Here is a 13,181-nt window from a genome sequence, read left to right on the forward strand (position 1 = left end):
CCATGTGGAGATGGAACGAGGGATTCCGGACGGAACCTTCAAGAGAAAGTCATGACGGCCATCGAATCCCCGTGCATCCTGGTCTGTTCGATCGACATGAAAACCGGCTTCTGCTTCGGCTGTGGCCGCACGCGCGATGAAATCGGCGCCTGGATGGGGATGACGCCGGAGGTACGCCGCAGCGTCATGGCCGAGTTGCCGGCCCGATTGGAAACGGTCGAGCGCCGGCCGCGCCGGGAAACACGCCGCAGCCGCATGGCGCGCGAGCGCGACGTCCTCTCTTGAAACGGCAGGTCCAATGAACCGACTGTTCTGGATCGTGATGGCGGCAATCGGCCTCGGGCTGGTGCTGCTGATGATCAACAACGACGCCGGCAGCACGTTCGGCATCGAGAATTACGATTTCAGCCGTCTGGTCTGGCTGGGGGCGATTGGCTTGCTGGTCAGCGCCGGCCTTGTCCGGTCCGGCAGGCCGCTCGGCGTCATGGCCCGCAATCTCGGCACGTGGGCCCTGATCGTGCTGGCGCTCGTCGCCGGCTACCAGTACCGCTACGAGTTGCAGGATTTCGCCAGCCGGGTGACGGCGGGCCTCGTTCCCGGCAGCCCGCTGGCGCTCGGCGTCGAGGACGGCCATGCCACCGTGACCCTGGACAAGGCCGACAGCGGCCATTTCGAGGCCCGCATCACGATCAACGGCGCGCCGATCCGCACCGTCGTCGATACCGGCGCGACCAGTACAGTGCTCACCGCCGAAGACGCGCAGGCGGCCGGCTTCAATCCGGCAGCGCTGAGCTTCACCGTCCCGGTCTCGACCGCCAATGGCATGGCACGCGCCGCTTCGGTGCGCACCGACGAACTGGCGATCGGCGGCATCGTGCGCAAGAACATGCAGGTGATGGTCGCCGCGCCCGGCGCGCTCAGCCAGAGCCTGCTCGGCATGAACTTCATCGGTTCCCTGTCGGGTTTCGACGTGCGCGGCGACCGGATGATTCTGCGCGACTGAACTGCTTAAGCGGCCTTTTCAACACGGTCGAAATCGACGGCAGCGAACGCTGCCTTCAGCACATCCGGTCCGGCGCCGGGTTTCGTCGCGTCGGTGGACAGTATCTGCCGGAAGCGGCGCGCGCCCGGCAGGCCGTGGAACAGCCCGACCATGTGGCGGGTGACGTGGCCGAGCCGCCCGCCCTGCTCGATATGCCGCGCGGCGTAGTCGGCTATCGTGTCGATCAGCGCGGCAAAATCGTAGGCGCCGGCCTTGTCGCCGTAGAATGCCGCGTCGACGCCGGCCAGGATGCCTGGCGTGTGGTAGGCGGCGCGGCCAAGCATGGCGCCATCGACATGATCGAGGTGGCGAGCCGCCTCTTCGAGCGATTGAACGCCTCCATTGATGCCAATGAATTTGTTCGATTTTCTAGCCTTGAGGCGATAGACCCTGTCATAGTCGAGCGGCGGGATGTCGCGATTTTCCTTCGGGCTCAGACCCTCCAGCCAAGCCTTGCGCGCATGCACCCACAGCGCGTCGGCGCCGGCCGCGAAAACGCCGTCGGCCAGCGCGTCGAGCGCGGGCTCCGGATCCTGCTCGTCGACGCCGATGCGGCATTTGACCGTCACCGGGATTGTCACCGCCGCCTTCATCGCCTCCACACAATCGGCGACGAGGTCAGGCACTTTCATCAGGCAGGCGCCGAACGTGCCGGATTGGACCCGGTCGGACGGACAGCCGACATTGAGATTGATTTCGTCGTAACCGAAGCCCTCGCCGATGCGCGCCGCCTCGGCCAGCTTTTGCGCATCGGAGCCGCCGAGTTGCAGTGCCACCGGATGTTCGGCCTCGTCAAAACCAAGCAGCCGCTCGCGCGCACCATGGATGACAGCGTCCGCCACCACCATTTCGGTGTAGAGCAGCGCACGCTGCGTCAACTGGCGGTGGAAGAACCGGCAATGCCGGTCGGTCCAGTCCATCATGGGTGCAATAGCCAGTCTATGATCTTGATTTTTCAGCATTTTCTTTAACATCAAATCGTTAGAGCAGCCCGAGTGCACGCGAATTTACGCCAGAATACGACCCTTTTCGCCACGTTTCGATCTCTCAGTGCACACGGAGCGCACACGAGAAAATGGACTAAACTCTCGTCCGGTTCATGGCGTGTCCGAGTCCGTCGCAAGGGTCGCTACGTTAGCGAGACCTTTCTGCGCCGAGACGACGCCAGGCGCTGGGCAACCTAAACCGAGCGCCAAGTCGATCGCGGTGAGACGCCGACCAAGTCCGTATAGCGCGCCTGAAAACTTTCGGCGAACCCATCGACCTTCATATCGACGACATGTGCGATGTAGGCAAGTCCCCTCGCCGCTCCAAGGCCGCAGCCCTCGATATGCTCCAAAGACATCTGGGGAAGTGCAACATAGCTGCCCTTGATCGCGAACGGCTCATTCGTTTTGGTCGCGACCGGGCCGCCCAAGGTGCCGGACCGATGACGCTCGGCATCGACATTGGCTTTGTAAAACTCATTCTGGCTCATGCCGCTGCGGTGCACGGTCTGCCCGTCAAGGTCGAACCGGTTGATCTCGCGCGTATTGCCCTGAAGAGGCTTCGCGTGGTTGGAAAGGCCATCAGCGCGACAGGCGCCGGACGCAGGATGAACTCGACAGGCTCATCGGTCACTTCGTGTCACCATGACGACGTTTCAGATAGCCCATTTAGATGGACCCGTTGCCATCCGATGATTTAGCGGGCTTAGGTTATACTGGCCCGAAGGTGGAGGAGCGCATGCCGGGGCAGTTTGCAATCGGGGTCATCGGCTACGCTGTCGCGGTAAACTTGCTGGCTTACGCCACCATGTCGTTCGACAAGGCTATGGCCAAAAACGGTGCCCAACGCATTCCAGAGTCGACGCTTCTTACACTCGCCATCATTGGCGGTAGCATCGGGACTGTGATCGCGCAAAAGACGATCCGGCACAAGACGCGCAAGGAGCCGTTCCGCTCCAGCCTCGCTCGCATCGTCCTGCTCCAAGTCCTCGCGGTAATCGCGATTGAAGTGGGATTGCTCTTTCCGGGATTGCCCGAAGCGCTCTCGCAATTACTGACATTCGGAGGCGAATTCGGGGGCCTCTAGTTTCAAGGGTGTCAAGAGCGGACGTTCAGGTCATACAATTCGCGACATGGCCGAAACGGATGAGGGCGCGCATTGCCTGCTGGCAGATTTGGCGGCAAGCGGCGCGTCCATCCGGCCGGCACCTAATAATTGTTACCCAGTCACGTGGTGCTGTCCCTGGTAGCCGTTCTGAGTGGCCCGGCACCTTGGCGGGGCTCCACCAAGTACGCGCCGGGCCTAGCCGGAAGTGGACTATCGGGAAACCGGCTGGGGCCACATGCGCACCATCTGGACATCGGCGAAACATGCAGACGAATGACGCCCTGCCACGCGCTGAGAGCTTCCCTGCGTCGGCCTCTATTTGCTAGCAGGGACGGCGATTTCGAGAAACACGCAAAGCTTGGTCTCGTCTTGCAATCCCGCAAACCAGCGCCACGCCGTAAAGCTGGATCCAGGTCCCGTGAGCGGATCATCCCAACCCATTCGGATGACGGCAGCGCACGCTCTAATCTTAACTTGCTCCCAATGAAAGGCTCCAATGCCAAGCGGCACCGGATCAGCGATGAATGTGGGGCGCCCTACTGGAACCGTCCCCGACTGGTGCCCCTCAATGCGCGGCTAGCGGCAACCTTCGCGAAAAAGGAATGAGCATCGGCACCTTTCGCGAGTACGAGTCATATTCGGGAAAGGACAAGGACAAGACGCGTTCTTCGTTCAAGATCCGCCAGTATTGAATGGCGAAATTCACCACGACCGACGTGATGACCACGGGTGACGGATTGGCCGCGACGGCTCCGAGCATGAAGAGCGATTCCGCGAGATAAAGCGGATGACGGACGACGGCGTAAGGACCGCGCGTTACCAATCGGCGGGCCTGCGCATCGATCGAAAACGATCGGCCGAGCCAGAGAAGGCAATAAGCAGAGCCCGTCATGCCCGCGAAAACCAGCAATGCCGCGACGGTTTGCATGCCCTCTGTCGGTGTTGGGCGAACCGTGATGGCGATAGTCGCGAGCATAAAAGTTCCGCAGACAGCTGCGATGCGCGGCCCCCAGCCAAGGCTGATATCCCTAGGGGGGAGCCGGATGATGGTAAATGTAACCAACAGCGTGGAGAAGACGAGCGAAGACGCCCGCGAGACGAATTGGAGCATGAAGTCGTCTGGAGACATTTGCGCGTTGCCAAAGAGTGCGACGAGGCGCCCAACCCCGCTAAGCACGAAAAATGCAAAAACCAGCATGAGGATCAGGCGCCCCGCGAAGTCGAACGACCAGATTTTCATGATCCACCCTCCCCTGTCCAACGGAGAATGAAGCATTTCTTAACCGTTCCCGCAACTTCGCTCGTAAGAAAGCGTTAACGCTGCTCTTAACGTCGAATTAGCCGAAGCTCCCTAACTTGGGTGGATCGACCTTGGGGCGCTGTAGCTTATGTTTCGGCAATCTGTGCGAATTCTGGTGGTGCTTGTCAGCCTCCTGATCGTGGCGGCTGGCGTTTTCATTGGCCGGCTTCCTGCTCAATGCGAGTGGAAACTTGGCACTGGCCCCATGAGCGCTTGTATCAATCGCGCGATCATCCGCAACGGGGATCGCTTTGAGACGAAGCGGATGCATGCCTCGGCGTGATCCGGCCGCGCTTGAGTCACTCCCGATATGAGTCATGGCTCGGAGGACAGGGCACCCGCTTCGTATAAAAGCCTTTGCGTATCCGCTGCGGATTGCCTGCTTGGCGACTTAGTATTTGATCGGGCATCAATGCTGTTTGGGCTGGGCAGTGGCGGGCCCTGAACGCGAGCGCCTGGGGCTGGAGGTGACGAACGCCACTAGGAGCTGTCCAGAGCGCATCCCCGATCACCCGCTGGAACGATTTTCATAATGCGGTCGCGGGGCATTTTTGCAACAGCTTGTTCAGAAATACCTAATATAATCGGTCGCGCTGTTGGATTCGGCATATTCGGCCTATAGCCTTGGGGGAAATAGGTCCTGCGTGGGGAAAGGTCCGGGAAGCGTGTTCAGGAGGGGCTGGGGTTTGGCGGCGATTGTCGTCGGCGCTTTGTTTCTGGCCGGTTGCCAGACCGGAGATTTGTCCTCCTATGGCGACAGCGCCGCCTCCGTAAAGGACCTCCCCGACGTGTCTTTCTACAAGACCGACGAGCTGGTCGCACTAGGCAAGACCCAGTTCAAGGAAAAGAACTACGGAATGTCCTACGCGCTCTTCAAGCGCTCGGTCGAACTCTTCCCCAAGGACCCGCAGGCCTGGCTCGGCTTCGCGGCTTCTGCCGATCAGATTGGCCGTTTCGATACATCCGACCTCGCCTATCGCCAGCTTGCAACGATGATCGGCGGTCGCCCGGAATACTACAACAACGTCGGCTACTCCTATCTTCTGCGTGGAAATCTCCAGCAGGCGCGACGCAATTTCCTGAAAGCCTATGAGTTGGACCCGTCGAACGAGACGACTGCTAACAACCTTCAACTGCTCGCCAACAGCACTGCGTTGGCGAAGCGGCCGTGATGCCATGTCTTCACGGCGGTTTTGGAAAGACGGCTGAACTGAGATGGATCGGACGGCTCGGCTGCTCCCGTTGAAACAACCGGTCCGGCGAGGCGGTTATGCTTAACTTCGTCGTCGGCAGTGAACCGGCATCCCTGGCGTATCCACAAAACTCGGGACCGCCAGAGCCGGGGCCGTTGATGCAGAAGGCCGGAGTGGCTGGCGGCATAGCCATCACGCTTAACGTAATCTCCCTTGTTTTCGCCGTCGGCATGGTCGTCATGCTGATCTTTCTCTCGCGATCGGTCCGCGAGGTTTCCGCGCTCGAGGATCGGCTTTCCGGCCTCGGTCAATTCGAGACGCGGCTTTCCAGACAATTGGACACGGTCAACCAGGGTGTCCAAAGCCAGTTCGAGGAATTGAACCGGCGTATCTCGGCGCTGGTCGATCAGACCACGCAGCTGGAGAATCAGGTCGCGAAGCTCACTGGCGAAAACCAGGACATGGCCGAGCGTTTGCAAGCGGTCTCCGAGGCCGGCGACCCCGTGCTCTCCACCCCGGAACCACCGAAGGAAATCGTTCTGAGCGCTCCCCCGCCGCAACCGAAAGAAGTGCGTTCCGAACCTGCCCGTCCGGCGAACCCGGTCCAGTTCGAGCGGACCGTGTCGCCCGACGGAAAAGTAACCTACAGCAAAGTCCGCAAGTAGGTTTGCGCGGAACCAATTCTTAACGGAAGAAGTTCATCGTCCCTGCAAATGTTGCGGGGACGACCGATGCTGAGATATGCCGCCAGGTTGATCTACCTTGCGCCTGCGCTGACCTTTGGCCTCGGCGCGGCGTTCATTGCGTCCGCCTATCGGCTTGGCGCCTCACCCGCTGATCCCACCGCTTGGGAAGATTTTATGACTCTCGCCCCGCTGGTCCGCGAGCCGTTCTACCTGGTTGCCGGGCTGCCGGGTTCCGGTTACGCCGCCGCCTTCGTCATATTCGCGGCTGCCGCACTCGCCGCCGCCGTGATCGCTTTCTCCTCCCGTCCAGCCGGCAGGGCACTATTTCTCCAAGCCCATCTGGCTTTCCTGATGCTTTTTCTGTCGATGGGTCGCGCCGGAGTGTTTTCAGCCGGCACCGACATGGGCGGCATCGGCCCGGCATCGCCGATCGACTGGACCCCGGATTTCGGCAGCTTTCCCGCCCTTGGCGTGAGCCTTTTCGCGGTCGTCGTCCTGGCCTGCGCGGCAAGCCATCTGTTCGTCATACGCGACATGATTGCGCGGTCGACGGCCAGGCGGCAGGTCGAGAGCCGATTGCTGACTGGCCTGCGCGAGTTGGCCTGAGACGGGACTGCCCAACCTGCTTGCTCGCCGGCGTTATGTGGCTCTTGAAGGCAATCCGGCCTGTCTGGCCGTGCCGACTCTGAAAAAGCAGACAAAGTAGATCGACAGGGCCGCGATGGCCCCGCCTGCAAGAGTGTCGACGAGATAGTGGCCGCCGAACGGCACGGCGCCAACGATCAGAAGCGAATTGAGAACTATTGCGGGACCACGCACATAAGGTGTTGCCCGCAGGGCGAACGCCAGCAGTACGGCAAGGATCGTGTGAAAAGACGGAAACGACACAATCCCGGCGTTGCGCTTCAACAGAAACGGTTCGCCAGACCTTAATGCATTGAAATCTGCCAGATGGGAACTTCCGGCGACATTTGAGTAGGCATCGAACAGGGCCGGCGCCGGATGATAGTAGCCATAAGGTCCGATCACCGGGACAACGGCCGAAATAGCTACCGTGAGCGTCACGGTGAGGCCAATCAGCGCCGCAAGTTCAAGCAGGCATCTCGTTTGCGATGTGGCGATCAAAATGATTGGTACCACGGCCAGTTGCCAATTTAAGCTCTGATAAGCGAACTGAAGGACAGATGGTGCAAAGGCAGTCTCGTTCGTAAGGGCAAGGAAGCCGAGCCAGTCAAAGGCCAGCGCCGCGTCGAGCGCGGAGAGATCGGCGTCAACCAGCGATACCCCGGCGGCTGCGGCGAGATAGCTCAAAACGACAGCGGGGACCGCGACTGGCACCATGATGGCCAGATAGAGTGCCGCACGCATGGCCACATTGAACACCACGACGAACGCCCGGCCGAGCCTGGATTGATCGTCTCGGGCTCGATAAACGATAAATCTGCTGAATAGATACAGGGCCAGAACGAAGGCTTCGAGCACCCCGAAACTGCGGACGATGACCGGGTCGAGCGTCACCGTCGAACGGGGTAGCAAAACCGCAAGCGCGGCCAGGTTCAAACCGGCAACCACCAACGGAATGACGATCAGTCGGTCGGGTTTCATTGGCGCATCGACCTCGAGAGCAGCATTATCGCGAATTCCTGAAAAGCCAAGTCGTTCCGGCAGGACTACAAGGGGTACCGTTGGGCGAGGTGACGCTTTCACGTTGCGAAATAGCGCGAGTAAATCGCAACCAGCGCCGCCGCGGCCATGATGACGCCATAGGGCACCTTGCGCGATTTTCGGATCTCCTCGATGCGGGACAGCGCCGGCCATGCCTGGTGTTGCAGCGGCATGGGAAACTGCAAGGCGAGGCTGACGACGACCCCGCCGACGGCAAGCCCGACGGCGAACGAGAACAGATGGTCCAGCCCGACGACAGGCCGATCGGGAAGAACAGTTTGGCGTCGCCGGCGCCCAGCATCCGCAAGGCCCATAGCACGAAGCCGATCGTGAGCAGCCCGCAGCCATGTCGCCCTGGAGCGGCGAAGCGCTATCGATCTCCGCTAAAATGCCGGCCCCTGCCTGCCTTGCCCAGCGGCGAAAGCAAGCGAGCCGACATTTAACGTGATGGCTATGCCACTATCGATGTTACGCCGGGGCGGAGAGACTGGTGGTGAACCACGTACCCCAACTCGTCCACGCGGCGCTCAGGTTGACACCGACCGCCAGTACCGAAGCGATGACGCCTCCAACGAGCAGCCCCAGGAGAACGAGGTATTCCGAAAGCGCGATGCCGTTCTCTTCGCGGGCGAAGGCACGGAACATGCTGGTCAATTTGGTCATTGTGATACTCCCTTACATGACTATTCCACTACCCGTCCGCGAGAGGAGCCCCCAGCGCCAGACGAGTTATTAATAACTCCTTAACAAGAGTGACGTCAATTAGCCGACACTAATGTGACCTTTCTGATTTGGTCTATGGTAAATTATCAACGGTCCTATGCACCTGCTCCTACTTGGCCGGCGAAGTAGCTCCGGAGGAGGTGTGAGCCGAAACACAACAAAAACCATTCGTTGGGGCGGCGATCCCCCCCGCCAGGCGGCAGGTCGAGAGCCGGTTGCAGACTGCTCTGCGCGAATTGTCCTGAAACGGACTGTCGTTCGCTCGCCAGTGTTATGTGGCTCCTGAAGGCAATCCGAAGCCACTCGACAAAAGCTGCATCGCAAGCCTGTCAAGCCGCGAAATAACGCAGGTACATCGCAACCAGTGCCGCCGTGGCCATGATGACGCCATACGGCACCTTGCGTGATTTTCGGATCTCCTCGATGCGGGACAGCGCCCGCCATGCCTGAAATTGCAGCGGCACGGGAAACTGCAAGGCGAGGCTGACGACAATCCCGCCGGCGGCAAGCCCGACGGCGAACGAGAACAGATAGTGCAGCCCGACGAACAGGCCGATCGGGAAGAACAGCTTCGCGTCGCCGGCGCCCAGCATCCGCAAGGCCCACAGCACGAAGCCGATCGTGAGCAGCAACAGGCCCGCAGCAAGGTCGCCCTGAAGCGGCGAATCGCCATCGACCCCCGCCAGAATGCCGACGCCTGACGGGTTCGCCCAGCGGATCAAAGCCAGAAGCGCGTAATCCGCAACCAGCGCCAGAACCGTCCAGTTGCGTATTTTCCAAGCCAGAAAGTCCTGCCATGCGGCGATGACGATCAATCCCGCCCCTGCCGCGATAGCCAATGCCCCGAGGAATTCCATCCCGCCTGTCCCCATTTTCCATCTTGGCATATTGCCGGACGCCCGACCGGCCGAATCATGCAGAATGATTATGCCCGGCGAAAGCCGCCGGCGCATCCGCCCGATCGCTGCCATCGGCAATTTGATCGAGGCCAGGGGAAGCGGCGGACGAAGCAGGCGGAGACCTTAGCCAACTGTAACCAAGAGGCGGTGTCGCGGCCGCCAGCGGATGGTCGTTGTTGTATTTCCACTCACCTCCTCCGGAGCTACTTCTTTAGAGCTACTCCTTTGGAGCTACTTGCATGGGCGTTAATTTACCATAAACCAAGTCGGAAAGGTACCATTAGGACGAACTAATTGACGGCACCCTTTTTAAGGAGTTATTAATAAATCGTCTGGCGCTGGGGGCTCCTCTCGCGGACCGGTAATGGAAACGTCATGTAAGGGAGTATCATCATGACCAAATTGACCAGCATGTTCCGTGCCTTCGCCCGCGAAGAGGACGGCATCGCGCTTTCGGAATACCTCGTTCTCCTGGGCCTGCTCGTTGGAGGCGTCATCGCTTCAGTGCTGGCAGTGGGCACCAACCTGAGCACCGCGTGGAGGAGTTGGGGTACGTGGTTCACCACCAGTCTCTCCGCCCCGGCGTAACACCGCCAGCGTCAAAAGGCGGCTTGGCTGCCGTCTTTTGACCTCAGCAGAATATGGTGCATAGATAATAAGCGGCTTTGTCAGCCGCTTGTTATCCAGTTACTATCTTGATTGATTGATTGTTCCTCTGGGCGAACAAGTTACGGCGGGGGCCGTTAGATGAAAAGCTCCACCACGATAAGTCTGCTTGTCTCGGTCGCGCTGGCACTGCTGGCTGTTTTCGGCGTTCGCTCCTATCTCGCCAACCAGCGCGACATTCTCGCGCAGCGTGCCGGCCTGGGCGAGCCCGCATCCGAGGAAACGATTCTTGTCGCCACCCGCGCGCTGCGCTTTGGCGAGGCGATCAAATCGGAGGACGTCAGGGCTCTTGCGTGGCCGACCGGAGAACTGCCGGCCGGCGCCTTCCGCAAGCCGGAGGATTTGCTCGGCAAGGACGGTGAGCTTCGCTACGTCATGTCGGCAATGGAAAAGGACGAGCCGGTGCTCGCCTCCAAAATCACCGGGCCCGGCCAGCGCGCGACATTGTCGGCGGCGCTTGGCGAAGGCATGAAGGCGGTCTCGATCCGCGTCAACGACGTCCTCGGCGTCGCCGGTTTCGTGCTGCCGGGCGATCGCGTCGACATCATGCTGACGCGGGTGATCAAGGTTGATTCCGGCGCTGACCAGACTTTTGTCGACGTGCTGCTGCAGGGGGTCAAGGTTCTCGCCGCCGACCAGACCGCGGACGACCGCACCGACAAGGTCGAGGTCGTCAAGACCGTGACCTTCGAAGTCACCACCACCGAGGCGCAGAAGCTGACGCTGGCCGCCAATGTCGGCACGCTTTCGCTGGCGCTGCGCAATGTCGCTTCTTCCGGCGTGGAACAGACGCAGCCGGTGACGCTCGCCGATCTCGGCGGCGGGCCGATGGCGCAGGCGCTCAAGAACGATCGTGCCGACCAAGATGAAAGCAGACTTACCGATCTGGAGAAGCTCGTAAAAAGTGTTGGCGACACGCTCGGCAATCGCCTCGGCGCGATGGAAGACAAGCTCAAGCCAAAAACCGTGCCGGCTGAACCTGCCGAACCAGTTCTGGTGGCGGCGCCGAAACCGGACTTCGTGGTGATTGGCGTTTCGCGCAATATGAAGCGGGAAGAATATCGGGTCCACCTGCTGGACTGACAAGAAGCCATTCGGGAGCGGACGGGGGAAGGGTGACGGAGCATGGGCAATCGCCAGCTTGAAGACAGGGGCGCACCGGCCTCGAGGCCGACGCGCGTTCTCGTTGCAATTGCGTTCCTGGCTGCCGCGATCTCCCTTCTTGTCGGTCTAGTCGAGCCTGCATACGCCCAGCAAAAAGCCATCACGATCGGCAGTGGAAACGTCATTCATGTGACGGTCGCGCCGGGCAGCACGCTGACGATCACCACCAGCCGCCGCTTCGCCGATCTCGTGGTTGGCAACGCGACGGTGGCCGACGTTGTGCCCTTGACGGAACACTCGCTTTATATCCAGGGAAAGGGATCGGGTGCCACCAACATCTCGATCTATGACGACGCGAAAAATCTTCTTGGCGTCATCGACGTGCGCATCATGCTCGATTTCAACGAAATCAGGGCGGCGATCCGCTCGGCGGTGCCGAGTTCGAAGCTGATCGTCACCAACGTCAACGACCGCATACGGATTTCCGGCGTGGTCAAGGACGGCGTCGATCTTGCCCGGGTGCTGGAGATCGCGCAGCAATATTCGAGCGATCCCGTGCTGAACCAGGTTCGCGTTGCCGACGCCCAGCAGGTGATGCTGGAGGTTCGCATCATAGAGGCATCGCGCAGCGCGGGGCGGGATCTCGGGATCGGGTTCAATGGTGCAAGTGCGAGCGGTGGCCTCTTTACCGCGGCGCCCCGGCTTCACATCGGCGTTAACGATGACTCGCATCAACTCCAGACAGAAGTCGGCGGCGTCGCCACGCAGAACGGCACGCCATTCGGCGAGATGATCGCCAAGGTGCTGGAAGTTTCCGGCTGGCGCATTGACGTCGTCATCAACGCGCTGGAGGCAAAGGGTCTCGTCCGCCGGCTGGCGCAGCCAAATCTTGTGACGATGAGCGGCACGACAGCCAGCTTCCATGCCGGCGGGGAGGTGCCGATTACGCGCGCGGTGTCCGCTGGCGGGGAACTCGCGACCGAAATCAGCTATCGGCCCTATGGCGTCAAACTCTCCTTCACCCCCATTGTCCTAGACGATGGCCTCATAAATCTTGTGATCGAGCCGGAGGTCAGCGAAATCGACCGTTCCGTCACGGTCAACGGCAATCCCGGCTTCATTTCGCGCAAGGCCAATGCCACCGTCGAACTGCGTGACGGGCAGAGCTTCGCCATGGCCGGCCTCTTGCAGTCGGTCAACGCCGGCGACGTGCAGCAAATGCCGTGGCTTGGCCAGGTCCCGGTGCTTGGGGCGCTGTTTCGCTCCACCTCGTTCCAGAAGCGGGAGAGCGATCTGGTGATCGTGGTGACGCCTCGCATCGTGCGGCCGACCTCGCCCGACGAGAAGCTGCATTCGCCGCTGGACCAGACGCGGCCGGGCAACGACGTGGATATGTTCCTGCTCGGCATGCTGGAAGTCGACAAGGACATGATGCGAGGCTTCAAGGACGGAAAGGGCGTCATCGGTCCTTACGGCCACATCATCGATCTCGATTTCGGAGGCGCGTATGCCGTCGGCAAGAAATAGGACGGCCATCGCCGTGCTCGGCGCATGCCTACTGATGAGCGGTTGCGCCGATTACATGGCGCACAGGGATTCGGTGACGCTGGGCCTTGGCGACGCACCGCAGGCCAATATCGGCATCCAGACGATTGATCCGTTCCCGAAGGAAGCGTGGAACACCAGGATCGACGGCGACGGACGCGTGGTCGCACGGGCGCAGCAGCGCTATGCGCCGACCGCGGTGATCGTGCCGGCGGCGGTCGCGCCGGCTGCAACGGAGACCACGAACTGAGGACGACAACGAGG

Annotated in this window: 17 protein-coding genes; 10 read left to right on the forward strand and 7 right to left on the reverse strand. The window is 60.8% G+C overall.

Features of this window, described 5'->3' with window-relative positions; genetic code table 11:
• The first annotated feature begins 51 nt into the window (after positions 1-51).
• Both NLY42_RS21870 and NLY42_RS21875 read left to right on the forward strand, forming a co-directional pair.
• Positions 52-285 carry a DUF1289 domain-containing protein gene (locus NLY42_RS21870; RefSeq protein WP_023824914.1) on the forward strand — a complete coding sequence of 78 codons (234 nt, stop codon included), beginning with the start codon at positions 52-54 and terminating at the stop codon, positions 283-285.
• A 13-nt stretch (positions 286-298) separates the two neighbouring features.
• On the forward strand, positions 299-1,003 hold the full coding sequence (locus NLY42_RS21875) for a TIGR02281 family clan AA aspartic protease (protein WP_023726599.1): 705 nt from the start codon (positions 299-301) through the stop codon (positions 1,001-1,003).
• A gap of 5 nt (positions 1,004-1,008) precedes the next feature.
• Here NLY42_RS21875 and dusA read toward each other — a convergent pair whose 3' ends face one another.
• Positions 1,009-2,004: a tRNA dihydrouridine(20/20a) synthase DusA gene (dusA, locus tag NLY42_RS21880; RefSeq protein ID WP_023755283.1), complete on the reverse strand. Its 996-nt coding sequence runs from the start codon at positions 2,002-2,004 to the stop codon at positions 1,009-1,011.
• A 218-nt stretch (positions 2,005-2,222) separates the two neighbouring features.
• Positions 2,223-2,519: a hypothetical protein gene (locus NLY42_RS21885; protein WP_023726601.1), complete on the reverse strand. Its 297-nt coding sequence runs from the start codon at positions 2,517-2,519 to the stop codon at positions 2,223-2,225.
• A 248-nt stretch (positions 2,520-2,767) separates the two neighbouring features.
• On the opposite strand from NLY42_RS21885, the gene NLY42_RS21890 reads away from it, so the two are divergent.
• Positions 2,768-3,115 carry a DUF1294 domain-containing protein gene (locus tag NLY42_RS21890; protein WP_023755284.1) on the forward strand — a complete coding sequence of 116 codons (348 nt, stop codon included), beginning with the start codon at positions 2,768-2,770 and terminating at the stop codon, positions 3,113-3,115.
• Between the two features lie 586 nt (positions 3,116-3,701).
• Here the strand turns inward: NLY42_RS21890 and NLY42_RS21895 are convergent.
• Positions 3,702-4,376 carry a methyltransferase family protein gene (locus tag NLY42_RS21895; protein WP_050595681.1) on the reverse strand — a complete coding sequence of 225 codons (675 nt, stop codon included), beginning with the start codon at positions 4,374-4,376 and terminating at the stop codon, positions 3,702-3,704.
• Between the two features lie 746 nt (positions 4,377-5,122).
• On the opposite strand from NLY42_RS21895, the gene NLY42_RS21900 reads away from it, so the two are divergent.
• The 3 genes from NLY42_RS21900 (at position 5,123) to NLY42_RS21910 (ending at position 6,921) form a co-directional block, all read left to right on the forward strand.
• Entirely contained in the window at positions 5,123-5,608 is a 486-nt protein-coding gene (locus tag NLY42_RS21900) for a tetratricopeptide repeat protein (RefSeq protein ID WP_023755287.1), read from the forward strand.
• A 98-nt stretch (positions 5,609-5,706) separates the two neighbouring features.
• Positions 5,707-6,294 (forward strand): hypothetical protein, encoded by a 588-nt coding sequence (locus NLY42_RS21905; protein ID WP_156933804.1) that lies wholly within the window; start codon positions 5,707-5,709, stop codon positions 6,292-6,294.
• Between the two features lie 66 nt (positions 6,295-6,360).
• Positions 6,361-6,921, forward strand: coding sequence for a hypothetical protein (locus NLY42_RS21910; protein ID WP_023755289.1), 561 nt, complete (start codon positions 6,361-6,363; stop codon positions 6,919-6,921).
• A gap of 33 nt (positions 6,922-6,954) precedes the next feature.
• On the opposite strand, the gene NLY42_RS21915 is transcribed toward NLY42_RS21910, so the two are convergent.
• From NLY42_RS21915 to NLY42_RS21930, 4 genes are all read right to left on the reverse strand, one after another.
• Positions 6,955-7,920 (reverse strand): phosphatase PAP2 family protein, encoded by a 966-nt coding sequence (locus NLY42_RS21915; RefSeq protein WP_023755290.1) that lies wholly within the window; start codon positions 7,918-7,920, stop codon positions 6,955-6,957.
• Between the two features lie 98 nt (positions 7,921-8,018).
• Positions 8,019-8,294: a hypothetical protein gene (locus NLY42_RS21920; RefSeq protein WP_023755291.1), complete on the reverse strand. Its 276-nt coding sequence runs from the start codon at positions 8,292-8,294 to the stop codon at positions 8,019-8,021.
• Positions 8,295-8,448: 154 nt separating this feature from the next.
• On the reverse strand, positions 8,449-8,643 hold the full coding sequence (locus NLY42_RS21925; RefSeq protein ID WP_023755292.1) for a hypothetical protein: 195 nt from the start codon (positions 8,641-8,643) through the stop codon (positions 8,449-8,451).
• A gap of 389 nt (positions 8,644-9,032) precedes the next feature.
• Positions 9,033-9,560, reverse strand: a complete 528-nt coding sequence (locus NLY42_RS21930; RefSeq protein ID WP_023755293.1) for an A24 family peptidase — start codon at positions 9,558-9,560, stop codon at positions 9,033-9,035.
• A gap of 435 nt (positions 9,561-9,995) precedes the next feature.
• Between NLY42_RS21930 and NLY42_RS21935 the strand changes: the two genes are divergently transcribed.
• The 4 genes from NLY42_RS21935 to NLY42_RS21950 all read left to right on the forward strand — a co-directional run bounded on the left by NLY42_RS21935 (position 9,996) and on the right by NLY42_RS21950 (position 13,167).
• Entirely contained in the window at positions 9,996-10,190 is a 195-nt protein-coding gene (locus NLY42_RS21935) for a hypothetical protein (protein WP_023755294.1), read from the forward strand.
• A 159-nt stretch (positions 10,191-10,349) separates the two neighbouring features.
• Positions 10,350-11,351: a Flp pilus assembly protein CpaB gene (gene cpaB / locus NLY42_RS21940; protein WP_023755295.1), complete on the forward strand. Its 1,002-nt coding sequence runs from the start codon at positions 10,350-10,352 to the stop codon at positions 11,349-11,351.
• Positions 11,352-11,393: 42 nt separating this feature from the next.
• Positions 11,394-12,899, forward strand: coding sequence for a type II and III secretion system protein family protein (locus NLY42_RS21945; protein ID WP_023755296.1), 1,506 nt, complete (start codon positions 11,394-11,396; stop codon positions 12,897-12,899).
• A gap of 34 nt (positions 12,900-12,933) precedes the next feature.
• Positions 12,934-13,167 (forward strand): pilus assembly protein, encoded by a 234-nt coding sequence (locus tag NLY42_RS21950; protein ID WP_155922393.1) that lies wholly within the window; start codon positions 12,934-12,936, stop codon positions 13,165-13,167.
• Positions 13,168-13,181: the final 14 nt, after the last annotated feature.

It is taken from the genome of Mesorhizobium sp. C372A, from assembly GCF_030323245.1.
Classification (GTDB): domain Bacteria; phylum Pseudomonadota; class Alphaproteobacteria; order Rhizobiales; family Rhizobiaceae; genus Mesorhizobium.

What these genes read in the sequence shown, in the direction of transcription:
- NLY42_RS21915 (WP_023755290.1), bottom strand. Translation starts at nt 7,920, where the DNA reads ATGAAACCCGACCGACTGATCGTCATTCCGTTGGTGGTTGCCGGTTTG.
- NLY42_RS21875 (WP_023726599.1), top strand. Translation starts at nt 299, where the DNA reads ATGAACCGACTGTTCTGGATCGTGATGGCGGCAATCGGCCTCGGGCTG.
- NLY42_RS21950 (WP_155922393.1), top strand. Translation starts at nt 12,934, where the DNA reads ATGAGCGGTTGCGCCGATTACATGGCGCACAGGGATTCGGTGACGCTG.
- NLY42_RS21935 (WP_023755294.1), top strand. Translation starts at nt 9,996, where the DNA reads ATGACCAAATTGACCAGCATGTTCCGTGCCTTCGCCCGCGAAGAGGAC.
- dusA (WP_023755283.1), bottom strand. Translation starts at nt 2,004, where the DNA reads ATGCTGAAAAATCAAGATCATAGACTGGCTATTGCACCCATGATGGAC.
- NLY42_RS21870 (WP_023824914.1), top strand. Translation starts at nt 52, where the DNA reads ATGACGGCCATCGAATCCCCGTGCATCCTGGTCTGTTCGATCGACATG.
- cpaB (WP_023755295.1), top strand. Translation starts at nt 10,350, where the DNA reads ATGAAAAGCTCCACCACGATAAGTCTGCTTGTCTCGGTCGCGCTGGCA.
- NLY42_RS21945 (WP_023755296.1), top strand. Translation starts at nt 11,394, where the DNA reads ATGGGCAATCGCCAGCTTGAAGACAGGGGCGCACCGGCCTCGAGGCCG.
- NLY42_RS21905 (WP_156933804.1), top strand. Translation starts at nt 5,707, where the DNA reads ATGCTTAACTTCGTCGTCGGCAGTGAACCGGCATCCCTGGCGTATCCA.
- NLY42_RS21890 (WP_023755284.1), top strand. Translation starts at nt 2,768, where the DNA reads ATGCCGGGGCAGTTTGCAATCGGGGTCATCGGCTACGCTGTCGCGGTA.
- NLY42_RS21930 (WP_023755293.1), bottom strand. Translation starts at nt 9,560, where the DNA reads ATGGAATTCCTCGGGGCATTGGCTATCGCGGCAGGGGCGGGATTGATC.
- NLY42_RS21925 (WP_023755292.1), bottom strand. Translation starts at nt 8,643, where the DNA reads ATGACCAAATTGACCAGCATGTTCCGTGCCTTCGCCCGCGAAGAGAAC.
- NLY42_RS21910 (WP_023755289.1), top strand. Translation starts at nt 6,361, where the DNA reads ATGCTGAGATATGCCGCCAGGTTGATCTACCTTGCGCCTGCGCTGACC.
- NLY42_RS21885 (WP_023726601.1), bottom strand. Translation starts at nt 2,519, where the DNA reads ATGAGCCAGAATGAGTTTTACAAAGCCAATGTCGATGCCGAGCGTCAT.
- NLY42_RS21920 (WP_023755291.1), bottom strand. Translation starts at nt 8,294, where the DNA reads ATGGGCCTTGCGGATGCTGGGCGCCGGCGACGCCAAACTGTTCTTCCC.
- NLY42_RS21895 (WP_050595681.1), bottom strand. Translation starts at nt 4,376, where the DNA reads ATGAAAATCTGGTCGTTCGACTTCGCGGGGCGCCTGATCCTCATGCTG.